Below are 22,076 nucleotides of genomic sequence, written 5' to 3' on the forward strand. Positions count from 1 at the left end.
GACTGGTATCTGGGCTTGCATGAAGAATGAAACGCCGTTTGATAGTGCGCTTTTGTTCAGCGATGAGCATTTTAAGGCTTGACGCTAAACGGAGTATCTACGGAGCTATCGATCTTCTAAGTAGCTGTGTATTGGGATTGTCTGATGGAGGTATTGGCAACGCTGCAAGCGACGGATGCCTGGGGTTCCCAGCCGGGGATGTCCGCAGCAGGGATGCTGCGGTCAAGTCTACAAGGACGTATTCACGACGACCCCGGATGGGAACCCCAGGTAGCCGGCGCGAACGATGGGCACAGAAGCAAACCCAGGCACCATTGAAACATGCCACTAAAAGAACCACTGGCACCCAAACAAACCACCAAGAAACCACGAAAATTGACTAGCATTTGGGAACCGTTTTGGGAGAATGCGCCGCCCGAATAGATCGGGCCCGACAAGAGGACCCAACCATGAGACAGGTAACCGTAGCCGCCACACAAATGAGCTGTGGCTGGGACGTGGATGAGAACATCGCCAAAGCCGAGCGCCTGGTGCGTCAGGCCGCCGAACAGGGCGCCCAAATCATTCTGATTCAGGAACTGTTCGAGCGCTGCTATTTCTGCCAGAAGCAGAAAGAGGAATACCTGCGATTCGCGACGCCCGTGGATGAAAACCCGGCCATTCGGCATTTTCAGAACGTCGCCGCCGAACTCAAGGTTGTGCTCCCGATCAGCTTCTTCGAGCGGGCCAACAACGCCTACTACAACAGCGTCGCCATCATCGACGCCGACGGCTCCAACCTCGGGATTTACCGCAAGACGCACATTCCCGATGGCCCCGGGTATTCCGAGAAATTCTATTTCACGCCTGGCGACACCGGCTTTAAAGTCTGGGATACCGCCTACGCGCGCATCGGCGTCGGCATCTGCTGGGACCAGTGGTTCCCGGAAACCGCGCGCAGCATGGCGCTGATGGGCGCGGAACTGTTGTTCTACCCGACCGCGATCGGGACCGAACCGCAGGACAGCACCATCGACTCGCGCGATCATTGGCAATTGACCCAGCAGGGCCACGCGGCGGCGAACCTGACGCCGTACATCGCCTGCAACCGGATCGGCAAGGAGTTCGAGGGCGATCAGGACATAACCTTTTACGGCTCGTCCTTCATCGCCAATGAACTGGGTCAGAAAGTCGCTGAATTGGGTCGCGACGAGGAAGGCGTGCTGGTGCATACCTTCGATCTGGACGAAGTGGCCGCGACGCGACATGCCTGGGGCATTTTCCGCGACCGCCGGCCGGATCTGTACGGCCCCATCCTGACCAAGGATGGAGGCCGCTGACATGCCCGCACCCCTGCCTTCGACGCCGCGTGAAGACGGCTTCGCCATGCCCGCCGAGTGGGCGCCGCACAGCCAGACCTGGATGCTGTGGCCGGAGCGGCCGGACAACTGGCGCTACGGCGCCAAGCCGGCCCAACGCGCCTACGCCGCCGTCGCCGAAGCCATCGCTCGCTTCGAACCGGTGTCGATGGGTGTGTCGGCCGACCAGTATGAAAATGCCTGCGCCCGTCTGAGCGCAGGCATCCGGGTGGTGGAGCTGTCCAGCAACGACGCCTGGGTACGCGACACCGGTCCGACCTTTGTCACCAACGGCGAGGGTGCCTTGCGCGCCAACGATTGGGAGTTCAACGCCTGGGGCGGTTTGACCGGCGGGCTCTATCAACCGTGGAACCGGGACGATCAGGTGGCGCAGAAGATCTGTAACATGGAAGGCATCGAGCGCTACCGCACCGAGAACTTCGTATTGGAAGGCGGCGCCATTCACGTGGACGGCGAAGGCACCCTGATGACGACCGAGGAATGCCTGCTGAACCCGAACCGGAACCCGCATTTGACGCGGCCGGAAGTCGAACAGAAGCTGCGCGACCATCTCGGTGTGGACACGATCCTGTGGCTACCGGACGGCATCTACAACGACGAGACCAACGGCCACATCGACAACATGGCGTGCTGGGTCGCGCCGGGCCAGGTGGTCCTCGCCTGGACCGATGACGAGTCGGACCCGCAATACCAGCGCAGCCGCACCGCCCTGCATTATCTGGAATCCCACCGCGACGCGCACGGCCGGTCATTGACCATCACCAAGTTGCCGTTGCCGCAGCCGCTGGTGCAGACCGAGGAAGAGGCCGACGGCATCGACTGGGCGGCCAAGGCCTGGCCGCGACGCGCCGGCGAGCGGATGGCCGCCAGCTATGTCAACTTCCTGATGGTCAACGGCGGCCTGATCATGCCGGCCTTCGGCGACCCGAGAGACGAGGAGGCGGCCAACATCCTCGCCGACCTCTGTCCGGACCGGCAGGTGGTGCAGGTCCCCAGCCGGGAAATCCTGCTTGGCGGCGGCAACATTCACTGCATCACCCAGCAGCAGCCGCGCCCCTGATTCCCGTTCAGGTCGAGGCGCCAGCCAGGCGTCTCAGTCCACCGAACTTGCGCCGGTATTGCGCTGGCGTAATCCCCACTTTCTGCTGGAACTTGCGGCTGAAAAACGCCGCATCCTGATAGCCGACTTCTTCGGCGACGACATCGATGGCGACATCGGACGTCTCCAGGATGTGCTTGGCTTCTTCCAGTCGCAGCGTCAGGACATATTCCATCGGCGACAGTCCGGTCGCCAGCTTGAACCGCCGCTTGAAGGAGCGCTCGCTCAACCCACTCATGGTGACCATGGTCGCCACCGGCGAGCGCTGATTGTAATGCTGCGCCACCCAGGTCTGGGTCTCGGCGATGCGGGCGTCCTCGACCTGGCGGGTCTGGCTGAGCATGGCGTAGGGCTGTTGGCCGTTTTCATGCCAGTCGATCAGGTTCACCTTGGCCACCCGGGTGGCTTCCTCGACGCCGAAAAAACGCGCGATCAGATAGAGCGCCATGTCCATCCAGGAGGTGCCGCCGCCGGCCATGATCAGTCGCTGTCCGAGCCCGGCGGTGACCAGAACCCGGTTGGGATGGACCCGGGCACTGGGGAAGGAGCGGGCCATCAGGTCGCAGTAGGCCCAGTGTGTGGTCGCGTCCTGGTCGTCGAGCAGGCCGCCCTGCCCGAGCAGATAGGCGCCGGTGCAGGCGGCGGCGATGATGCCGCCGCGCTGCCAATACCCCTTGAGCCATTCGACCTCGGGGCTGTAGTCGGTCTGGGGGCCGCGGAACGGGTCGAAAAAGAGTTCCAGCACGCAGACGACATCCGGCTGGTAGTCCTCGGCCAAGCGTTGTTGCGGCTGCACCAGCCCACCGTTGGCGATGGGCAGCGGTTCCAGATCACGCGACAGGATGAGTGGGCGGATGATGCTTTCGCCGGCCTGTCCGGTCGTCAACAAGGGCCAGTCACGGCCCACGGAAGACAACACATCGACCATGCCGTAGAGTGTGGACCCTGTGGATTCCGGTGTGGCCAACAAGGCGACTTCGATTGGCCGCGTACGATCTGTCATGACGTCTTCCCGCGCGGTAAACAGGACGCCCAGTGTACCCCGTTTTTCATACCGACATCGATTTGGCCGAATCGACCAGAGGCTGACCGTTTTGGCTGGCGGGCTCAGTCGGCGTCGGCTCTACCATAACGACTCCCAACTCAAGGAGACTGTTATGCCTTTCGACACCCACACCGCCCAACGGGATCCGGCCGCGTTCGCCGACCGTCTGGGTGAACAGATCAACGGGGCCGCCGTGGTCACCATGATCTCCCTGGGCCACCGGCTCGGCCTGTTCGACCGGTTGGCGATCACCAGCCCGTGCACCAGCCAGTCGCTGGCCGAGGCGTGCGACCTGAACGAACGCTATGTCAGCGAGTGGCTGGCGGTCATGGTGACCGGCGACGTGCTCGACTACGACGCCTCGTCCGCCACCTATCGTCTCGATCCGGGTCACGCGGCCTGCCTGACCCGGTCGGCTTCACCGGACAACCTGGCCGTCGTCGCCCAGTACATCCCGCTGATCGCCGGCATGGAAGAACGTCTGTTGCAGTGCTTCCGAACCGGAACGGGCCTCGCCTACCCGGATTACCCCTGTTTCCACCAGGTCATGGCCGACGACAGCTACCAGACCGTCGTGACCGCCCTGTTCGATCATATCCTGCCGTTGATCCCCGGTCTGACCGACCGGTTGAACGAGGGCATCGACGTGCTCGACGCCGGCTGCGGCGCCGGTAAAGCATTACTGGCCCTGGCCCAGGCTTTTCCGCGCAGCCGTTTTGTCGGCTACGATCTCTGCCTGGAGGCGTTCGAGCCGACCCGCGCACGCGCCGAAGAACTCGGGCTGGATAACCTCCACTTCGAACAGCGCGACCTGCGCGCCTTCGACGAACCCGGCCGGTACGACTGGATCGCCTCGTTCGATGCCATACACGACCAGGCCGCGCCGGACGCCCTGCTGGCGGGCATCGCCCGGGCACTGAAGCCCGGCGGGGTCTACCTGATGCAAGACATCGCTGGTTCCAGTTACCTGGAGAACAACCTCGTCCATCCGCTCGGGCCGTTGTTGTACAGCATCTCCTGTGCACACTGCACACCGATCTCAATCGGACAGGGCGGGCCGGGCCTGGGCACGATGTGGGGCGAGGAAACCGCGCGCCACTATTTGCACCAGGCCGGCTTCGACGACATTCAGGTGCAGCGGCTCGACCACGACCCTTTCAATGTTTACTTCGTGGCACGCCGGTAGGAGGATTCAGGCCGTGTTGAACAAGTTTCACATCATGGGTTACCTGGCCCTGGCCTGGGTGCTCGGTTCCAGTCTCGGACTCGTTCTGGAATGGCTGGGCCGGCTGATGGCCGGACACTGAAACCCGGGGCGCCGTAGTCCACGGCGCCCATTCATCATGAAAGAGAGAACCCTCAATGAACCCAACCTGGACAAAATGGTTGCTGAACACCTATCCCCCCTATTGGGGCACGGGGATCCGGATTACTCACCTGGCCCGGGACTGGCGCGCGCTGGACGTCGAGATGCCGTTGCGCTGGTATAACCGCAACGCCGTAGGCACACACTTCGGCGGCAGCCTGTCGTCGATGACCGACCCGTTCTACATGTTGATGCTGATGAACCTGCTCGGTCGGGACTATCGGGTCTGGGATCAGTCCGGGACCATCGAATACCGCAAGCCGGGTCGAGGCCGGGTCCATGCCCGGTTCCGGATCGATGACGACCTGATCGATGCCATTCGGCGCGCGACCGACACCGGGGAACCTTATCGACCGACGCTCGCGGTCGATATCGTGGACGACCGGTCCGACGTCGTCGCCCACGTAACCCGTACGCTTCATATTCGCCGTCTGGTGACAAAGACCGAGACTCCACAAGAGGCACTGCGCACAGCCGATTAAGCGGTTACAATGCGGCCTTCATATTAGAATTGACGGGTCCCATGCTATATACCTTTTTACGCGATACCGTGCGCTTTTTCGGCAACCACTGGCTGCCGCTGGTGCTCATCACCGTTGGGCTCGGGGTCCTGTTCGAGGGCGCGACGCTGGTGTTGATGCCGGCGATGGCGGGCATGGAATTTCCCTGGCCGATCTGGCTGTTGCAATGGGTCGGCGGTGTCTGGAGTTCGGCGGCGGTGATCCTGTATCTGGACCGGGCCATCAAGAAGGAGTACCTGCCACCGCGCCAGGCCGTTCTGCAGGCTCTGGCCTGGGTGCCGATGCTGGCGACGGTCCAGTTTCTGACCGGCATCGTCGTCGGGCTGGGGTTGATTCTGATCGTACCCGGCCTCTATTTCGGCGTCCGGCTGGTGCTGGCCAGTTTCTTCCTGATTCTGGATCGTCAGCCGGTGCTGGACTCGATGCGCACGGCCTGGACCCGGAGCGTGGGTTACGGATGGACAATCTTCGGCGGCTACGCGCTGATCTACGGGGCGCTGATCCTGGTCAGCCAGGTCCTGTTCATTGGCGGCGATGTGGAAGCCGGCAACACCGGATACGGTTTGGGGACGGTGCTGTTGAATCTGTTGTTCAAGCCGGTAGGCGCCCTGGCCCTGGTCTTCGGTTTCCGGGTGTATACGGACAGCCAGCAGTCGACCTGACCACCCTGCCCCCCAGATGGACCGGCGCTCCCCGGATGAGCGCCGGCTACCGGCCTATACGGCCACTTCAATCATCGGCCGCCTCCAGACGATCGCAGTAGCAATGGATGGCCTCATTCATAAACTCGGCCAACCCCGCCCCGAAGCGGTCGATGTTGTCGGTGAAGCGACCATCGTTGACGCAGAGATCCGCCAGGCCGCGCAACATATCCCGTGAAGGCTGATAGAAATGCTGCAGGTGCTGATGCCAACGCTGCACGACAGCCTGCACGGCCGCGTCGGTCACCGCACACTCGATCAGGTCGGCCATGTCTCGATAAATGGCATTGCCTTCGTCAAGAATCGCCTGGCGCTCTTGTTCCGACAGGTTATTCCAGCGCTGGTTGCTGGCCTTGACCAGGTCTGCGTCCCAACGTTCAGCGGCCTCCTGTGCATAGGCTTCCTGTTTTTCCGGGCTGAAGCCGTCGAAAAGGCTGGGTGATGTCATAGGGGTTCCTCGCTGTATCGATTCCAGGGTTGTCTCCACCGTGCGCAGCAACCGGCCCAGCCGATCGTGATCGGCAAGCAGGCGCTCGCGGTGGCGTTCCAGGGCCTGGAGCGTGGAGTGATTGGGCGCATCCAGCAGGTCCTTTATCTCCGCGACCGGGACATCCAGTTCCCGGTACAGCATGATCTGTTGCAGCCGCAAGGCGTCCGCCCCGGAATAGCGGCGGTAACCGTTGTTCGGATCGCGCCCGGCCGGCAACAACCCGATGCGGTCGTAAAAATGCAGCGTGCGGCGGGTGACACCGGCCATAACGGCCAATTTCCCGATGCTGTACATGGCAGCCACTCCTCTCTCATTGCCCTTGAAACCCAGGCTCCGGGTTGACGCAACGTCAAGGTCAACGGGCAAACTGAACGTTTTTCCAGCCCGTCCTCCATGAATCGGCTCGCGAAGGCTCTATGACGGCCCTTTCAGCACTGAACTTCAACGCAAAAAGTGAACGATTTTTCTTTATAAAAGACGAATTCGTTCAGTTATACTGAGTGCGATTGGAGGAGCGAGTATGCCACGTCATCGACCCATGCAGTTGCTGGAAGCCGCCGGGCGTTGCTTTCAGCGTTATGGCCTGCATCAAACGCGTATGGAAGGCATCGCCGCCGAGGTGCCGTGCTCGAAGGTCACACTCTATAAACAGTTCCCGGACAAGTCCGCTCTGGCCGCGGCCTGGCTGACCGATCGGATGTCCCGCTCACGCGAGCGGACCGCCGCCATCCTGGGCGGCCGCCAGCCCTTCGCCGCCAAGGTCAAACAACTGGTGGCGCAGAAACAGACCGACCTGGCGCAACTGGGTGAACCCTTCACGCGCGATCTGTTTTCGTCGGACTGTCCCGCCGGACTGCGCCGGGAACTGCAACGGCAGATCGAATTGAACAAACAACAGACCGCCTGGATGATCGACCTCGGCCGTGCCGAAGGTGTCATCGACCCCGCCATTGACGACAGCCTGGTGCGACTCCTGCTGGACCATTTTGAACAACTCTTCACCGACCCGGCTTTCGCCGAAACAGTACCCCAGCCTCAGCGCATCGACACCCTGGTGAGCCTGTTTCTCTACGGCGTACACCGCCACCCCATGCGGGAGCATCACTCATGATCGACGTTGAACAACTGCGCAACCGGTACTCCGGGCGCGACGAAGATACCCTCAAGGGACTGAGTTTCAGCGTCGAACCCGGCGAAATATTCGGTTTTCTGGGCCCCTCGGGCTCGGGTAAAAGCACCACCCAACGCCTGCTGATCGGCTTGGAAAAAGGCCATCGCGGCGCCATTCGCCTGTTTGGCCGTCCGATCCAGGAGTGGAACGCCGCCCTTTACCGCCGCATCGGCGTCTGCTTCGAACTGCCCAACCATTACGCCAAGCTGACCGCCCGCGAAAACCTCGCGGTGTTCGCCGCGCTGCAGGGCATCGAGAATCGGCGGCGCATCGACGCGGTGCTGGATCAGGTCGGCCTGCTCGCCGACGCCGACACCCGGACCGCGCGGTTTTCCAAGGGGATGAAGATTCGCCTCAACCTGGCCCGGGCTCTGTTGCCGGAACCGGACCTCCTGTTCCTGGACGAACCCACCTCCGGGCTCGATCCGGTGACCGCGGGGCGCATCAAGTCCGTGATACAGGACCGGCAAGCCGCCGGCACCACGGTGTTTCTCACCACCCACACCATGCAGGACGCCGATCAGTTGTGCGATCGGGTGGCTTTTATTGTCGACGGTGAACTGAAACAGATCGATGCCCCCAGCGTACTCAAGCAGCGCTTTGGTGAGGACAGCCTGACCGTCCGCCACGTTCGGGCCGGTCGTGTCATGACCAGCCGGTTCCCGCTGCAGGAGCTGGCCAACAACGCCGACTTCCAGGCGTTGCTGCGTACCGATCGGATCGAGCAGATGCACAGCCAGGAAGCCAGCCTGGACGACGTCTTCATCCGCGTGACCGGAGCGGCGTTGATATGACCGCCTGGCTAGCCTTGTTGAATGCCGAAGCCCGCCTGTTCTGGCGTCAGGGTCTGGTCGCCGCCGCCCTCGTACTGACCCTGGTCTGGGTGGCTTTGCTGCATCTGACACCGCCTGCGGACCGGTTGTTCTGGCTCGGTCTGGTGGCGGGCATGGACGTCATCGCCATGGGCCTGTTGTTCGGGTTCGGCCTCGGGCTGCTCGATCAGGTTCAGGGCACGCCGACCGCCTGGCGACTGACGCCGACACCGGCCCTTTGGTTCAGCCTGAGCCGGACCCTGTTGTTGAGCGGCCTGTTGACCGCCTGTTTGCTGTTGCTGGCGTTTCTGGTGCTGCCCTTCGCCACGGTCTGGCCGCGTCTGCCGGGCCTGGTCCTGCTGGCGATACAGGCCGCGCTCGCCGGTCAACTGTTCGGCCGCTGGCTGAGTGACCTCAACGGTTTCATTCTCGCCACCGCCCTCAGCGCTCCGCTCTGGGCGCTGCCGTTTCTCGGCTACGCCGGCTGGCTCGACGGCCCCCTGCCCTGGCTCTGGCCGCTGTCCGGCGGCTTGTACTGGCTGACCGAAGGTGCGCTGTCCTCGCCCGTGTCCCTTGCATGGATCACCGGCCTGCAGCTCGGCTGGATTCTGGTCTCGGCCGGGCTGGTCGAACGGCTGGCCCCGCGTCATCTCGGCCACCGGCTCGGAGAACGGTCATGAACAGGACGACTCGCCCTCTGCATCTCTGGCGCAGCCTGCTCCGCGCCGAGGTTCAACGCCTGCGTGATGATGCGTTCCTGCTCCTGCTGCTCGGCCTGATGCCGGTGGTCGCTCTGGTGTTACACCAACTTTGGCCGGTGTTGATGGATCGCTGGCCGGACTGGCCCTGGTCGGCGTTGGCGCCGTTCGTCAGCGCCCTGCTGTCCTTGCTAACCCCGCTGATGATGGGGCTGGTGCTGGGTTTCCAATGCCTGGCCGAGCGCGAAGCCGGTATTCTGGCCGCCATTCGACTCACGCCGGCCGGGCTGACCCGAGCGCTGCTGGTACGGCTGTCCGGCTATGCCGTCGCCGCCGGACTGCTGACCCCACTGGTGCATCAATGGCTGGGCCTGGTGCCCCTCGGCTGGCCTCAGGCGCTGGCGATCGGCGTCCTCGCACTGCCCCTGTTGCCGTTCGCCACACTCCTTGTGCTGGCGTTTGCCCGCAGCCAGGTGGAAGGGTTCGCCATCATGAAAGCCACCGGCGGGTTGGTCTCGATTCCTCTGCTGTTGCTCGCCCTGATGCCCGCCCCGGGCTACTGGCTGGCCGCGCCCCTGCCCACCTGGTGGACACTGCTGGGCTATGTGCGCCTGGCCGAAGGCCACCGCATCGGTTGGCTTTGGCTGCTGGTCGGCGCGGCCTGTTTACTGGCCGTTACCACCCTATTTTGGGTTCGTCTAAGTCGCCGATCGGATTGAACATTTCCGACTTACACACAGAAGCTGTGGATAACCTTATGGATAAGGTTGGTACAACCTCGGGCGATGCCATGCCTGTCCCATCCCGAAAATCTGATCTAAATTTGCACACTGTGACGTACGTCGCAGCCATGAGCCTGCCCAATGGATCACTTTCCCGTATTGAATCTTATTGACGCTCACCTTCAATTATTTCATTTAACAAGACCTTCCTCCCCTTCGTATAACCCGACGCTGGCCAGCACCCTCAACCACCACTTCAACTGTAAGGAAGGTTGCTATGCACACCAAATTACTGGTCGGGTCGCTGGCGGCGGGCACACTGTTGCTCTCCGGCTGCGAGATGTCCGACAACAACGACAATGACACAGACGATTCCTCAGACAACGCCTCGGCCAACCTGCGTGTGCTCCACGCCTCCGGTGATGCGCCGGCCGTCAATGTATATCTGGATAACGCCCTGACCCCGGCCATCGACACACTCGATTTCGGCGAGGCCTCGGCCTGGGCGGAAGTCGATGCCCAGACCTACGATGTTGACGTCTTCGGCATTCTGCCGGATCTGTCCGACACCGCCGACGCCGTCATCAGCGCCGATCTCGATCTGATGGACGACATGAACTACACCGTGGTCGCGGTCAACGAACTGGCCAGTATCAGCGCCAAGGTCTTCGCCGATGACGGCACCACGACCGACAGCAGCAAGGTGCGGGTGCAGGTTGCCCACCTGACCTCAGGGGCACCGGCGGTCGATGTTCATGTCACCGCACCCACCGATGCGCTCAGTGCAAACACCGTACTGGGAACCGTCTCCTTCAGTGACACCGACACTCTGGGTCCTGTCCTGGTGGACGCCGACACCTATCGGATTCGCATCACAGCGCAAAACGATGCCTCCACCGTGCTGTACGACTCCGGCGAGGTGAGCCTGGCCGCCGGCAGCGATTTGTTCATCGGCGCGATTCCGAACGAATCCGGCATAGGCGACTCACCGGTCACCCTGGCCGTGCTGGATGGCACCGACACTACCTTGTTGTACGATCAGGATGACGGTGCCGCCGTACGTGCCGTTCACAATGTGTCCGATGTCGGGGAAGTCGATATATTCGCGGCGGGCGACACCACAGCCAATCTGGATGTCACGGATTTCAGCAATGGCAATGCGACCTTCGCGGACGTCACCTATGAAGCCGTATCCAACTATGCCGAAGTGGCCGCCGGTGACTTTGATCTGGCCGTCAGCACCGACAACAGTTCCGCCGCCATCAGCGCCGAAGGCGTTTCCGTCGCCAGCGGCATGAGCTACAGCGTGTTCGCCATGGGCACCGCCTCGGGTGCGGACAGCGCCGAACTCGAACTGGTGCCCTACATCGACGACCGACGTGACATTGCCACCGGTGCCAAGGTGCGCATCATTCACGGCGCGGCGGATACCGCCGATGTGGATGTGTATGTGACCGCCGGGACCGACATCACCAATGAAGATCCGGCGTTCGTGGATGTCAGCTACAAAGCCGACACCGGCTTTGTTCAACTGGCGGCGGGCACCTACTACGCCACGGTTACTCCGGCCGACTCCAAGACCATCGCCATTCAGGCGCAACTGACCGTCGCCGCCGGTGACATTATCACCGTCTGGGCGCAGGACGGTGGTGACGTTGTGGTGCGGGACGACACGCCCTGAATAGCGTCTGAAACAGGAATTAGGGGGATGCGATCGCATCCCCCGATTCATTTCTATTTCCCTTCTTTGTCGTTCACACTCCGTTAATTCCAATCTTCGACCTGCTTTCCTAAAACCGCGACCTTTCGGGTTGATTACCTGTGGGTTGGCAATGAGGGTTCGGCTAAACTAGGCTCGACTGAACCTGGAAAGCCGAGCGATTTGCGCTTCAGGTACCAATCCCCCAAAGGCAACACGGTTGTAGAGGCATCAATGGGATCCATCCTGAGGTCCATCACCGCACTGTTTCTCGGTATCTGTTTTCTCATTCTGGGCAATGGTCTGCTCAGCACCCTGTTGATTCTGCGAGGTGTGAACGAGGGGTTTTCCGAGCAGTTTCTGGGTTTGCTGACATCGGCTTACTTTTTGGGGGCCTTGTTCGGGACTCAATTCGCCTCGAACCTGATTCGGCGCATGGGGCACATCCGGTGCTTCACCTTCAGCGCGGCCATGCTGGCGTGCAGCATTCTGGCCTATGTCCTGCTGCTGTCACCTGTGGTTTGGCTGGTGATCCGCTTGTTCACCGGTTTCGGTGTCTTCGTCATGTACACCGTCATCGAAAGTTGGTTGAACGGGCAAACGCCGGACGACTATCGCTCGCGCGTGTTCTCGATTTATACGCTGGTGAATCTGATGTCGATCGCGGCGTCCCAACAGTTGCTGCACATCGATACGGTGGATGCGTTCACGCTGTTCGCCCTGGCGGCGGTGTTGGCGACGGCGTCGGTGATGCCGGTATCCTGGACCCGATTGCAGCAGCCGAACATCGCGATCGACATGCCGAAGATGGACTTGCGTTACCTCTATCGGGTCGCCCCCGTGGCGGTCATGGGGGTTATTGCCTCGGGGCTGGTGATGGGGCCCTTCTACGGGTTGATGCCCCTGTTCGCATCGAGCATCGGCTATTCGGAAAGCCAGTTCGCGATGTTGATGACATTGTCTTTATTGGGTGGGGCGTTTATTCAATACCCGGTCGGACGATTGTCGGACCGGCACGATCGGCGTCGAGTCGTGTTGTGGGTGATGCTGGCCGGTGTGCTGGTGTCGATCGGGATGGGCTGGGTGGCCATGCAGTGGCCGCAGCGGGTCGTGCCGATGACGGTGTTGTCGATGGTGTTTTGCGGTCTGGTATTGGCCATTTACCCGATCTCGGTGGCGCATCTGGTGGACCGGATTCATAAGGATCATCTGGTGGCGGGGTCGAGCGGCTTGCTGTTGCTCTATGGCTTGGGTGCTTTCGTGGGTCCCGGGGTCGCCGGTTTGATGTTGCAACGGCTCGGCGGTTCGTCGTTGCCGGCGGTCTATCTGGCGACACTGGCGGTTTTCGGGATGGCGGTCGCCTGGCTGTTGAAACGGTCGACGGTGGTGGAACATCCCGAGGAATACGAAGGCCATTTCGTGGCGATGGTGCGCACCACGCCCAATGTGTTGCCATTGCACCCGGATTCGGAGGAGGAGCTGGAGCCGCCGGAGGAACGCCGCCAGGAGGACCGCGTCGGATGATGATTGCGAACGTCTCGCTCAGTGTCGGGTCTGTTGTTTCTTGCGGCTGATGACTTCGATGGTTTTCAGTATGTCGCGCCAGGTGACGATGCCGATCGGCTGGAATTGGTCGTCGACCACGGGAAGGCAGGAGACGCCTTTGTGGTTGAACAGTTCGACGGCGTCGAACAGTTCGGAGTCGGGGCCTACGGTGACGGGGTTGCGGCTCATGATTTGATGGGCGCGTTTGTTGAGTGTGGCGGTGTCGTGCGTTGTTTCGGCGGGGGTTCCGACGTAGGGGCTGACGGTTTTGAGGATGTCGCGGTCGGAGATGATGCCGACGAGTCGGCCGTTGTCGGTGACCAGCAGGTGGTGGAATTTTTGTTCCTCGAACAGTTCGCGGACCTGGCTCAGGTCGTCGTCCATTTTGACCGTGACGACGGTGTGACTCATAATTTTCTTAACGGTCATGTTGGTGCCCCTGGTTGGTCAGATTGCGTAGCCTTTTGTGCCAATGGCCCGCGCCTGGTGCCGGCGCGGATCCTCCCGGGTCGCCGTAAATACGTCCATGTAGGCTAGACCGCAGCATCCATGCTGCGCACTCCCCTGGAGTATCCACCCCGGCACCAGTCGCTTACTCAAGTGGTTACACAAGTACAACTATTATAGCCCGTAATCTCTCTCCACCTTGGCCACTCTCAATCGATAATCCGCATACCACCTTTCCCTGCCAAGCCGCTGCGCTTCCAGATGTTCCGCCTGTTGTTTCCACGCTTTGATGGACGCTTCGTCGCGCCAGTAGGAAACGGTGATGCCGAGCGCTTCCCGTGCGGATTCGACGCCGAGGAAGCCGGGTTGCCGGTGGGCGAGTTCGACCATGCGTTCGGCCATGTCGCCGTATTCGGTTGCGTCGAGGTCGGTGCGCACGGAGGTGAAGATGACGGCGTAGTATGGGGGTTCGGGGGTGTCGGCGATCATCTGTGGCTCCTTGATGGTTAGCTTAGGATCGGGGTGCGTATTTTGCCAGCCAGCGGTCGAGTTGGTTGGCGAATTGCTGGCGGTCCTGTTGGTTGAGGGCGGGTGGTCCGCCGGTCTGGATGCCGCTGCCGCGCAGGGTGTCGAGGAAGTCGCGCATGTTGAGTCGGGCGCGGATGTTGTCGCGGGTGAACAGTTCGCCGCGCGGGCTGAGGGCGAGGCCGCCTTTGTCGATGACGTCGGAGGCGAGCGGTATGTCGCTGGTGATGACGAGGTCCCCCGCGTCCATGCGCCGGACGATTTCGTTGTCGGCGACGTCGGCGCCGGCCGAAACCTGGATGCTGCGAATCAGTTTCGAGGGCGGTGTGCGCACCGGCTGATTGGCCACCAGCACCAATTCGGTGGCGGTGCGTTCGGCGGCGCGGAACAGAATGTCTTTGACCACGCCCGGACAGGCGTCGGCGTCGATCCAGATCGTCATGGCGGTTCCACTCTGGCTTGGGGCGCCACTATAGCATGCTCTTCGGGGTCGATTTAAAACGGCCGGTCTTGTGTCGATTACGTTGTTCCGGGGTTGTTGAAACAGCACCCCGGGATGCTTGACCTTCCAGTCGCTGCATGCGCGAAGCTGGTCGGACATTCGGATGGAGACACGCCATGGCGAAGCAAGCAGACGATATTCTCATTGTGGGTGGCTACGGCAGTGTGGGTCGCCACCTCGCCGCCTGGCTGGCACCGGTCTTTCCCGATCGGCTTGTCATCGCGGGGCGTCGTCTCGACGCGGCTCGGGCGGCGGCCCAGGCGGTGGGGTATGGTTGTCGGGCACGGGCATTGGATCTGGCGCAACCACCGGCCGATGCCGACCTGGGCGAAGTCGGCCAGGTGGTGGTCTGCGTCGATCAGGTCGATACCGCCTTCGCGCGGCTCTGCCTCACCAAGGGTATCGATTATCTGGACATCACCGCCAGTCTGGAGTGGCTGCAGAGGCTGACTGCTTTTGACGAACTGGCACGGGAAACAGGCGCCAGTGGGCTGATCAGCCTGGGAACGACGCCGGGTTTGACCAACCAGATGGGGGCCTGGATCGCAGGGCATGCCGACGGGGCGCACCGCCTCGATCTGCTGGTGGAGTTCGGCACCGGCGAGACGCATGGTGATGCGGCGCTGGATTGGATGTTCGATCACCTGAATGACCGATTCGAGGTGCGCGAAGAGGGTCGCTGGCGGACGGTACGTGGTTTTGGCGAAAAGCGGCGCTTTCGAGGGAATGGAAAACGCGGTCGCTGGGGCTACCGGTTCAATCTGCCGGACCAGCAGATTCTGGCCACCGACCTGGCGATACCCACGGTCGGTACCTGGGTACGATTCAGCAGTACGCCCCTGACCGCCCTGATCGCGCTGACCACGCGCCTGGGTGTGGTGCGTCTGTTGAAGTGGCCGCTGGCACGGCGCTGGGTGAAACGCGGTTTCAGTCAACTGGCCTACGGCAGCGACTGCTGCACCCTGGTCGCTGAAAGCCGCTCGGCCATTGGGCAACGTCAGTGGCTGGTGCTGAGTGCCCGACAGGAAACCCGGTTAACCGCTGCGGTGGCGGCCGCCAGCCTGGTCTGGCTGCGCACGCGGGGGCTGCCGGGCGGCGTCCACCATCTGCATCAGGTACTGACGCTGGACGACCTGCTGCCACAACTGCGTCAATGGCTACCCGATTTGGAATTGGACAGCAGCGTGCCCGGCACTTAGTGGGCTTAGTGGGATCGAAGCGAGGTGGTGGGACGGCGAGACCGGATTCCCGCCGCCGCAGCCGATTCAGCCTAAGTTCGACAGGCTCCTAGATCCCCAACTTGTCGCGCAGGCCATAGTAGAAGGCGCCGATGGCGGTGTACGGCACTCGCATCAGGCGGCCGCCCGGAAACGGTAAATGAGTGAGACCGGCGAAGGCGTCGAAGCGTTCGGCCTGTCCGCGCAAGGCCTCGGCGATCAGTTTGCCGGCGAGGTGGGTGGTGGTGACCCCGTGCCCGCTGTAACCCTGGGCGTAGTAGATATTGTCCCCGATGCGCCCGAATTGCGGCAGGCGGTTCATGGTGAGCAGGAAGTCGCCACCCCAGGCGAAGTCGATTTTGACGTCTTTCAACTGCGGGAATGTATGCTCGAAGTGCGGCCGCAGGAAACGCTCGATCGACGCCGGGTCGCCGCCGCCGTAGGTGACACCGCCGCCGTAGAGCAAGCGGAAGTCGCCGGTGATGCGGTAGTAGTCGAGTTTGTAGTTGCAGTCCTCGACGCATTCCAGTTGCGGAATCAGCGACCGGGCCCGCTCCTCCCCCAGGACTTCGGTGGTGACAATCTGGGTACCGCAGGGCATGGCCTTGGCCGCCAGCTCCGGGATCAGACCGCCGAGATAGGCGTTGCCGGCGACCATGACGAAACGGGCTGTCACGCGGCCGTGCCCGGTGTGGACCACGGGGCGTTCGCCCCGCTCGACGCGGGTGACCGGTGAGTCCTCGAACAGACGGCCACCGTGCTGCTCGATGGCGTTGGCTTCGCCGAGCGCCAGGTTGAGCGGGTGGATGTGACCGCCGCGCCGGTCGCGCAAGCCGCCGACATAGCGCTCGCTGTTGACGACGTCGCGGACATCGGATTGGTCGAGCATGTCGAGCTCGGTGTGACCGTACCGCTCCCAGAGGGCTTTTTGCTCGCGCAGTTCGTGCATCTGACGCTTGTTCAGGGCCATGAAGACACCGCCCGGACGGTAGTCGCACTGGATGTCGTACTGGGCGATTCGGTCGCGAATGATGTCGGCGCCTTCGAAGGCCATGCTGCCGAGCACGCGGGCAACGTCCATACCCTGGCTCTTTTCGATCACGTCCATGTCGCGACTGTAACTGTTGACCAGTTGGCCGCCGTTGCGGCCGCTGGCGCCATAACCGATGCGGGCGGCCTCGAGCACGACCACGCTGAAACCGGCCTCGGCCAGGTGCAAGGCGCTGGACAGGCCGGTGAAGCCGGCGCCGATGACGCAGACATCCGCCTCGATAGCCTCGGTCAGCGGCGGCCGCTCGGGAGCCGGGTTGGCCGTCGCGGCGTAATAGGAGCCGGTGTGCGGCACGCGTTGTGTCATGATCGGTTCCTGTCAGTCCAGAGTGGGCATCACAAACTCGGCGCCGAGGTCGCCGTCCGGCCAGCGCGCGGTGACGGCCTTGCGACGGGTATAGAACTTGACCCCTTCCATACCGTGCACGTGGTGACTGCCGAACAGGGAACGCTTCCAGCCACCAAAGGCGTGGAACGCCATCGGCACCGGAATCGGCACATTGACGCCGACCATGCCCACTTGGATGTCGCGTACAAAGCGACGGGCGACACCACCGCTGCGGGTATAGATAGAGGTGCCATTGCCGTATTCGTGGCGGTTGATCAGTTGCACCGCGCTGACGTAATCCGGTACCCGGACCACGCACAGGACCGGACCGAAAATTTCTTCCTGGTAAATGGTCATTTCCGGCGTGACCCGGTCGAACAGGCAACCGCCGAGGAAATAGCCGTTCTCGTGCCCCGGCACCTGGTGCCCGCGGCCGTCTACGACCAGCTCGGCACCCTCCTCGACGCCTTTGTCGACGAAACCGGTGACCTTCTCCAGATGCTCGCGCGTGACCAGCGGCCCCATGTCGAGACCGGTCTCGGCGCCGTTGCCGATTTTCAGGGTGCGGGCCTTGTCGGCCAGCTTGGCCACCAGTTCATCGGCGATGTCGCCCACCGCGACGGCCACGGAAATGGCCATGCAGCGTTCTCCGGCCGAACCGTAGGCGGCGCCGGTCAGGGCGCTGACGGCACCGTCGAGATCGGCGTCGGGCATGACCACCAGGTGGTTCTTGGCGCCACCCAGGGCCTGCACACGCTTGCCGTGTTCACTGGCGGTGGAATAGATGTATTCGGCGATCGGAGTCGAGCCGACAAAGCTCACCGCTTGCACCGTCGGGTGGGTCAGCAGGGTATCGACCGCGACCTTGTCGCCGTTGACGACATTGAACACGCCGTCGGGCAGTCCGGCTTCTTTCAGCCATTCGGCCACCAGCAGCGCCGCGCTCGGGTCTTTTTCGGACGGTTTCAAAACAAAGGTGTTACCGCAGGCGATGGCCACCGGCCACATCCACATCGGCACCATGGCCGGGAAATTGAACGGCGTAATGCCGGCGACCACACCCAGCGGCTGGTTGACGGACCAGGCATCGACCCCGCGACCGACCTGTTCGGTAATCTCACCCTTGAGCAGATGTGGAATGCCGCAGGCGAATTCCACCACTTCCATACCGCGTATGATCTCACCTTTGGCGTCTTCGAACACCTTGCCGTGTTCACTGCTGACCACACGGGCCAGTTCGTCGAGACGCTCCTCGAGCAACATCTTGAACCGGAACAGGATGCGCGCCCGGTTCAGCGGTGTGGTCTCGGCCCAGTCCGGAAAGGCGTCACGTGCGGCTTCGATGGCGCCGATCACCTCATCCTGACTGGCCAGCGACACCTGGCCGCTCTGTTCGCCCAACGCCGGGTTGTAGACCGGGTATTGCCCCTGGCTGGGGTCGGTGAGGCGTCCGTTGATGAAATGGTTGATTTGTTTCATGGAGATACCTGGAGTATTGATTGAGGTCTGTAGGAGCGCATGGTCCGCACTCGGACCCTACCCTGCCAATTTCACACAGGTCGCGCACGGAGTGCGCTCCTACCACAGGAGTTAGTTAACCGTTTTTATCGCATGCTTCAGCGCACCGATGATCTCATCGATCTGACTTTCGCTGACGATCAGCGGCGGTGACAATGCGATCGTATCGCCGGTGCAGCGCACCAGGGTGTTGCCCTGCCAGAAACAATGATGGAAGACATCGTAACCGCGTGCGCCAACCGTTTCGCGGGGTTCGAATTCGACGGCCCCGACCAGCCCGATGTTGCGGATGTCCTTGATGTGGGGCAGATCAGACAGGCTGTGCAAGGCCTCGGCCCAGCGCTCCTCCAGCTCCAGCGCGCGCTGGAACAGGCCCTCGCGTTCGTACAGGTCGAGCGTCGCCAGACCGGCCGCCGCCGCGACCGGGTGACCGGAATAGGTGTAGCCGTGGAACAGTTCGATGGCGCTGTCCGGCCCGTTCATGAAGGCATCGTGGATGAAGTCCGCGACGAAGACGGCGCCCATCGGCACGGCGCCGTTGGTCAGCCCCTTGGCGGCTGTAATCATGTCCGGCGTGACGCCGAACCGGTTGGCCGCAAAGGGTTCGCCGACCCGGCCGAAGCCGGTGATGACTTCATCGAAGATCAGCAGAATGCCATGGCGCCGGGTAATCTCGCGCAGCCGCTGCAGGTAACCGACCGGCGGCAGAATCACGCCGGCCGAACCAGCGACCGGTTCGACGATCACAGCGGCAATGGTGTCCGCGCCGTGCAGGGCGATCATCCGTTCGAGATCATCGGCCAGTTCCGCTCCCTGCTCGGGGATGCCCTGAGTAAAAGCGTTCTCGGGCAGCAGGGTGTGGCGCAGATGGTCGACCCCGTTCAACAGGGTGCCGAACATGCGCCGGTTGTTGACCAGACCGCCAACGGAAATGCCGCCGAAGCCCACCCCGTGATAGCCCTTCTCGCGACCAATCAGCCGGGTGCGCTCGCCCTGCCCTTTGGCGCGATGATAGGCCAGGGCGATTTTCAGCGCGGAATCGACCGATTCGGAACCGGAGTTGGTGAAAAACACCTTGTTGATGCCGTCCGGCGTATGCTTGACCAGACGTTCGGCCAGTTCAAACGGGCCGGGGTGACCCATCTGGAAGGTCGGACCAAAGTCCATCCGCTCCAACTGCGCGCGTACCGCTTCGGTGATGGTCGAACGCCCGTGACCGGCATTGACGCACCAGAGACCGGCCGTGCCGTCGAGAATGGTGCGGCCGTCCTCGCTGGTGTAATGCATGTCCCTGGCGCCGACCAGCATGCGCGGCTCGGCCTTGAACTGGCGGTTGGCGGTAAAGGGCATCCAGAAAGCATCGTGCGACGCGGGTGCAACTTGAGACATAGGCAGCTCTCACTCAATTCAAGCCGGATGGCGAGTCGGTGTATGTGTGTTATTTTGAACAGCTAGACGCCAGTGTATGTCAAATAAATAAAACATCAACCCCCGTACCGGGGAATGTCATGGAGGCATTAACCGGGGCGCCCTGATAATGTTTGGCGATAAGCCAGCGCGATGGCAGGCATAGCCGAGCGTTCAATATATTGAAACTTTAGCGCCCGCTGGTGTAAGTTAGCGTCATTGCTCACCAAGCCGAGGTTGCCATGACCATCAACACACTCGAATACTGGACCGCCGCCGCCGACAAACTGAACCCCGAGGGCCGCGCCTTCATCGGCGGAGAATACGTCGAGGCGGCCTCCGGCGAGACTTTCGAATCCCGCAGTCCGATCGACAACCGCAAACTGGCCGACATCGCCGCCTGCAACAGCCTGGACGCCGACCGCGCGACCGCCGCCGCCCGAGCCGCCTTCGAGGCCGGTCACTGGGCACATCGGCCGCCGGCCAAACGCAAGAAAACCCTGATCCGCTTCGCCGACCTGATCGAGGAATACGGCGACGAACTGGCCCTGCTCGATACCCTCGACATGGGCAAGCCGATCACCCATGCTCGAAAAATCGATGTCAGGGCCACCGCCAACAGCATCCGCTGGTCGGCCGAGGCGATCGACAAGCTTTACGACGAAATCGCCCCGACACCGCACGACGAACTGGGCCTGGTCACGCGGGAACCGGTCGGCGTTGTGGCCGCCATCGTGCCCTGGAACTTCCCGCTGATCATGGCCAGCTGGAAGATCGGCCCGGCGCTCGCCATGGGCAATTCCGTCATCCTCAAGCCGTCCGAGAAATCGCCGCTGTCGGCCATTCGCCTGGCCGCCATCGCCAAAGAGGCCGGCATACCGGACGGCGTTTTCAACGTTTTGCCGGGTTACGGCCATACGGTCGGCAAGGCGCTGGCCTTGCACATGGACATCGACACCCTGGTGTTCACCGGCTCAACCGGCGTCGCCAAGCAACTGATGATTTGCGCCGGCGAATCCAACATGAAACGGATCTGGGCCGAAGCCGGCGGCAAATCGCCGAACATCGTTTTCGCCGACGCCCCGGACCTGGACGCCGCCGCCAGCGCCGCCGCCGAAGGCATCTGCTTCAACCAGGGCGAAGTATGCACCGCCGGTTCACGCCTGCTGGTCGAAGACAGCATCGCCGAGCCTTTCATGGAGAAAGTCCTCGCCGCCATCAGCACCTGGAAGCCGGGCAACCCGCTCGACCCCGAGACCAACATCGGCGCCATCGTCGACGAAGCACAACTGAACCGGGTTCTGGGCTACATCGAAGCCGGCCGCAGCCAGGGCGCCCGACTGACCAGCGGCGGAGGGCTGGCCAAAGTAGTCGACGGCGGCTTCTTCATCGAACCCACCGTCTTCCAGGACGTGACCGGCGACATGAAAATCGCCCAGGAGGAGATTTTCGGACCGGTGATGTCGGTCATCACCTTCAAAGACGAAGCCGAAGCGCTGCACATCGCCAACGACTCCATCTACGGCCTGGCCGCCGCCGTCTGGACCAGCGACCTCAGCCGCGGCCATCGCATGGCCAAGGGCTTGCGCGCCGGCTCAATCTGGGTGAATCAGTGGGATGGCGGCGACATGACCGCACCCTTTGGCGGGTTCAAGCAGTCCGGGAACGGCCGGGATAAATCGTTGCACGCGTTCGATAAATACAGCGAGGTCAAAGCGACCTGGATTAAGCTGTAGGGGAACTATAAAACGGCCCTACTCAGTTTTTGGTGGGCGCCACCCACTGTAGGTCGGATTAGGTCCGAAGGGCCGTAATCCGACAATGGTGGTTTTAGCGCCATCAACGCCATTAGCAC

21 protein-coding genes are annotated in these 22,076 nt (G+C 62.2%); 13 read left to right on the top strand and 8 right to left on the bottom strand.

Features of this window, described 5'->3' with window-relative positions:
- The first annotated feature begins 449 nt into the window (after window positions 1–449).
- Both aguB and aguA read left to right on the top strand, forming a co-directional pair.
- Entirely contained in the window at window positions 450–1,319 is an 870-nt protein-coding gene (gene aguB, locus IE111_RS19680; protein WP_189612021.1) for an N-carbamoylputrescine amidase, read from the top strand.
- A 1-nt stretch (window position 1,320) separates the two neighbouring features.
- On the top strand, window positions 1,321–2,418 hold the full coding sequence (aguA, locus tag IE111_RS19685; RefSeq protein ID WP_189612023.1) for an agmatine deiminase: 1,098 nt from the start codon (window positions 1,321–1,323) through the stop codon (window positions 2,416–2,418).
- Between the two features lie 7 nt (window positions 2,419–2,425).
- Here aguA and IE111_RS19690 read toward each other — a convergent pair whose 3' ends face one another.
- Window positions 2,426–3,460 (bottom strand): GlxA family transcriptional regulator, encoded by a 1,035-nt coding sequence (locus IE111_RS19690; RefSeq protein ID WP_189612025.1) that lies wholly within the window; start codon window positions 3,458–3,460, stop codon window positions 2,426–2,428.
- A 154-nt stretch (window positions 3,461–3,614) separates the two neighbouring features.
- Between IE111_RS19690 and IE111_RS19695 the strand changes: the two genes are divergently transcribed.
- The 3 genes from IE111_RS19695 to IE111_RS19705 all read left to right on the top strand — a co-directional run bounded on the left by IE111_RS19695 (window position 3,615) and on the right by IE111_RS19705 (window position 6,051).
- Window positions 3,615–4,688: a class I SAM-dependent methyltransferase gene (locus IE111_RS19695; protein ID WP_189612027.1), complete on the top strand. Its 1,074-nt coding sequence runs from the start codon at window positions 3,615–3,617 to the stop codon at window positions 4,686–4,688.
- 176 nt (window positions 4,689–4,864) lie between these two features.
- Window positions 4,865–5,350, top strand: coding sequence for a DUF4442 domain-containing protein (locus tag IE111_RS19700; RefSeq protein WP_189612029.1), 486 nt, complete (start codon window positions 4,865–4,867; stop codon window positions 5,348–5,350).
- A gap of 41 nt (window positions 5,351–5,391) precedes the next feature.
- Window positions 5,392–6,051 carry a YciC family protein gene (locus tag IE111_RS19705; RefSeq protein WP_189612030.1) on the top strand — a complete coding sequence of 220 codons (660 nt, stop codon included), beginning with the start codon at window positions 5,392–5,394 and terminating at the stop codon, window positions 6,049–6,051.
- A gap of 67 nt (window positions 6,052–6,118) precedes the next feature.
- Here the strand turns inward: IE111_RS19705 and IE111_RS19710 are convergent, their stop codons facing one another.
- A complete protein-coding gene (locus IE111_RS19710; RefSeq protein WP_189612032.1) occupies window positions 6,119–6,874 on the bottom strand; it encodes a MerR family transcriptional regulator in 756 nt (251 codons plus the stop codon).
- Between the two features lie 226 nt (window positions 6,875–7,100).
- Here IE111_RS19710 and IE111_RS19715 point away from each other — a divergent pair, with 226 nt between their 5' ends.
- The 6 genes from IE111_RS19715 (at window position 7,101) to IE111_RS19740 (ending at window position 13,206) form a co-directional block, all read left to right on the top strand.
- Window positions 7,101–7,691, top strand: a complete 591-nt coding sequence (locus tag IE111_RS19715) for a TetR/AcrR family transcriptional regulator (RefSeq protein ID WP_189612034.1) — start codon at window positions 7,101–7,103, stop codon at window positions 7,689–7,691.
- Window positions 7,688–8,545, top strand: a complete 858-nt coding sequence (locus IE111_RS19720) for an ABC transporter ATP-binding protein (RefSeq protein ID WP_189612035.1) — start codon at window positions 7,688–7,690, stop codon at window positions 8,543–8,545. Before IE111_RS19715 ends, IE111_RS19720 begins: the two co-directional genes overlap by 4 nt.
- Window positions 8,542–9,243 (top strand): hypothetical protein, encoded by a 702-nt coding sequence (locus tag IE111_RS19725; RefSeq protein WP_189612037.1) that lies wholly within the window; start codon window positions 8,542–8,544, stop codon window positions 9,241–9,243. Before IE111_RS19720 ends, IE111_RS19725 begins: the two co-directional genes overlap by 4 nt.
- Entirely contained in the window at window positions 9,240–9,980 is a 741-nt protein-coding gene (locus tag IE111_RS19730) for an Rv2686c family ABC transporter permease subunit (protein WP_189612039.1), read from the top strand. Before IE111_RS19725 ends, IE111_RS19730 begins: the two co-directional genes overlap by 4 nt.
- A gap of 280 nt (window positions 9,981–10,260) precedes the next feature.
- The gene (locus IE111_RS19735) at window positions 10,261–11,664 is read left to right on the top strand and encodes a DUF4397 domain-containing protein (RefSeq protein ID WP_189612040.1); all 1,404 of its coding nucleotides are present in this window, start codon (window positions 10,261–10,263) and stop codon (window positions 11,662–11,664) included.
- 252 nt (window positions 11,665–11,916) lie between these two features.
- Window positions 11,917–13,206: an MFS transporter gene (locus IE111_RS19740; RefSeq protein ID WP_189612041.1), complete on the top strand. Its 1,290-nt coding sequence runs from the start codon at window positions 11,917–11,919 to the stop codon at window positions 13,204–13,206.
- A gap of 18 nt (window positions 13,207–13,224) precedes the next feature.
- On the opposite strand, the gene IE111_RS19745 is transcribed toward IE111_RS19740, so the two are convergent.
- The 3 genes from IE111_RS19745 to IE111_RS19755 all read right to left on the bottom strand — a co-directional run bounded on the left by IE111_RS19745 (window position 13,225) and on the right by IE111_RS19755 (window position 14,641).
- Window positions 13,225–13,656, bottom strand: coding sequence for a CBS domain-containing protein (locus tag IE111_RS19745; RefSeq protein ID WP_189612042.1), 432 nt, complete (start codon window positions 13,654–13,656; stop codon window positions 13,225–13,227).
- Window positions 13,657–13,848: 192 nt separating this feature from the next.
- The gene (locus IE111_RS19750; RefSeq protein ID WP_189612043.1) at window positions 13,849–14,163 is read right to left on the bottom strand and encodes an antibiotic biosynthesis monooxygenase family protein; all 315 of its coding nucleotides are present in this window, start codon (window positions 14,161–14,163) and stop codon (window positions 13,849–13,851) included.
- A 22-nt stretch (window positions 14,164–14,185) separates the two neighbouring features.
- Complete coding sequence (locus IE111_RS19755) at window positions 14,186–14,641, bottom strand: YaiI/YqxD family protein (protein ID WP_189612044.1); 456 nt, start codon at window positions 14,639–14,641, stop codon at window positions 14,186–14,188.
- Window positions 14,642–14,817: 176 nt separating this feature from the next.
- On the opposite strand from IE111_RS19755, the gene IE111_RS19760 reads away from it, so the two are divergent.
- The gene (locus IE111_RS19760) at window positions 14,818–15,900 is read left to right on the top strand and encodes a saccharopine dehydrogenase NADP-binding domain-containing protein (RefSeq protein WP_189612045.1); all 1,083 of its coding nucleotides are present in this window, start codon (window positions 14,818–14,820) and stop codon (window positions 15,898–15,900) included.
- Window positions 15,901–15,988: 88 nt separating this feature from the next.
- Here IE111_RS19760 and IE111_RS19765 read toward each other — a convergent pair whose 3' ends face one another.
- The 3 genes from IE111_RS19765 to aptA form a co-directional block, all read right to left on the bottom strand.
- Window positions 15,989–17,275 carry an NAD(P)/FAD-dependent oxidoreductase gene (locus tag IE111_RS19765; RefSeq protein WP_189612046.1) on the bottom strand — a complete coding sequence of 429 codons (1,287 nt, stop codon included), beginning with the start codon at window positions 17,273–17,275 and terminating at the stop codon, window positions 15,989–15,991.
- Window positions 17,276–17,287: 12 nt separating this feature from the next.
- Window positions 17,288–18,775 (bottom strand): CoA-acylating methylmalonate-semialdehyde dehydrogenase, encoded by a 1,488-nt coding sequence (locus IE111_RS19770; RefSeq protein WP_189612047.1) that lies wholly within the window; start codon window positions 18,773–18,775, stop codon window positions 17,288–17,290.
- Window positions 18,776–18,886: 111 nt separating this feature from the next.
- Window positions 18,887–20,203, bottom strand: a complete 1,317-nt coding sequence (gene aptA / locus IE111_RS19775; protein ID WP_189612048.1) for an omega-aminotransferase AptA — start codon at window positions 20,201–20,203, stop codon at window positions 18,887–18,889.
- Window positions 20,204–20,463: 260 nt separating this feature from the next.
- On the opposite strand from aptA, the gene IE111_RS19780 reads away from it, so the two are divergent.
- Window positions 20,464–21,957, top strand: a complete 1,494-nt coding sequence (locus IE111_RS19780; RefSeq protein WP_189612049.1) for an aldehyde dehydrogenase — start codon at window positions 20,464–20,466, stop codon at window positions 21,955–21,957.
- Window positions 21,958–22,076: the final 119 nt, after the last annotated feature.

Source organism: Saccharospirillum salsuginis (assembly GCF_014651855.1).
Classification (GTDB): domain Bacteria; phylum Pseudomonadota; class Gammaproteobacteria; order Pseudomonadales; family Natronospirillaceae; genus Saccharospirillum; species Saccharospirillum salsuginis.

Coding starts and splice junctions, on each gene's coding strand:
- aguB (WP_189612021.1), top strand. CDS start 450: ATGAGACAGGTAACCGTAGCCGCCACACAAATGAGCTGTGGCTGGGAC.
- aguA (WP_189612023.1), top strand. CDS start 1,321: ATGCCCGCACCCCTGCCTTCGACGCCGCGTGAAGACGGCTTCGCCATG.
- IE111_RS19690 (WP_189612025.1), bottom strand. CDS start 3,460: ATGACAGATCGTACGCGGCCAATCGAAGTCGCCTTGTTGGCCACACCG.
- IE111_RS19695 (WP_189612027.1), top strand. CDS start 3,615: ATGCCTTTCGACACCCACACCGCCCAACGGGATCCGGCCGCGTTCGCC.
- IE111_RS19700 (WP_189612029.1), top strand. CDS start 4,865: ATGAACCCAACCTGGACAAAATGGTTGCTGAACACCTATCCCCCCTAT.
- IE111_RS19705 (WP_189612030.1), top strand. CDS start 5,392: ATGCTATATACCTTTTTACGCGATACCGTGCGCTTTTTCGGCAACCAC.
- IE111_RS19710 (WP_189612032.1), bottom strand. CDS start 6,874: ATGTACAGCATCGGGAAATTGGCCGTTATGGCCGGTGTCACCCGCCGC.
- IE111_RS19715 (WP_189612034.1), top strand. CDS start 7,101: ATGCCACGTCATCGACCCATGCAGTTGCTGGAAGCCGCCGGGCGTTGC.
- IE111_RS19720 (WP_189612035.1), top strand. CDS start 7,688: ATGATCGACGTTGAACAACTGCGCAACCGGTACTCCGGGCGCGACGAA.
- IE111_RS19725 (WP_189612037.1), top strand. CDS start 8,542: ATGACCGCCTGGCTAGCCTTGTTGAATGCCGAAGCCCGCCTGTTCTGG.
- IE111_RS19730 (WP_189612039.1), top strand. CDS start 9,240: ATGAACAGGACGACTCGCCCTCTGCATCTCTGGCGCAGCCTGCTCCGC.
- IE111_RS19735 (WP_189612040.1), top strand. CDS start 10,261: ATGCACACCAAATTACTGGTCGGGTCGCTGGCGGCGGGCACACTGTTG.
- IE111_RS19740 (WP_189612041.1), top strand. CDS start 11,917: ATGGGATCCATCCTGAGGTCCATCACCGCACTGTTTCTCGGTATCTGT.
- IE111_RS19745 (WP_189612042.1), bottom strand. CDS start 13,656: ATGACCGTTAAGAAAATTATGAGTCACACCGTCGTCACGGTCAAAATG.
- IE111_RS19750 (WP_189612043.1), bottom strand. CDS start 14,163: ATGATCGCCGACACCCCCGAACCCCCATACTACGCCGTCATCTTCACC.
- IE111_RS19755 (WP_189612044.1), bottom strand. CDS start 14,641: ATGACGATCTGGATCGACGCCGACGCCTGTCCGGGCGTGGTCAAAGAC.
- IE111_RS19760 (WP_189612045.1), top strand. CDS start 14,818: ATGGCGAAGCAAGCAGACGATATTCTCATTGTGGGTGGCTACGGCAGT.
- IE111_RS19765 (WP_189612046.1), bottom strand. CDS start 17,275: ATGACACAACGCGTGCCGCACACCGGCTCCTATTACGCCGCGACGGCC.
- IE111_RS19770 (WP_189612047.1), bottom strand. CDS start 18,775: ATGAAACAAATCAACCATTTCATCAACGGACGCCTCACCGACCCCAGC.
- aptA (WP_189612048.1), bottom strand. CDS start 20,203: ATGTCTCAAGTTGCACCCGCGTCGCACGATGCTTTCTGGATGCCCTTT.
- IE111_RS19780 (WP_189612049.1), top strand. CDS start 20,464: ATGACCATCAACACACTCGAATACTGGACCGCCGCCGCCGACAAACTG.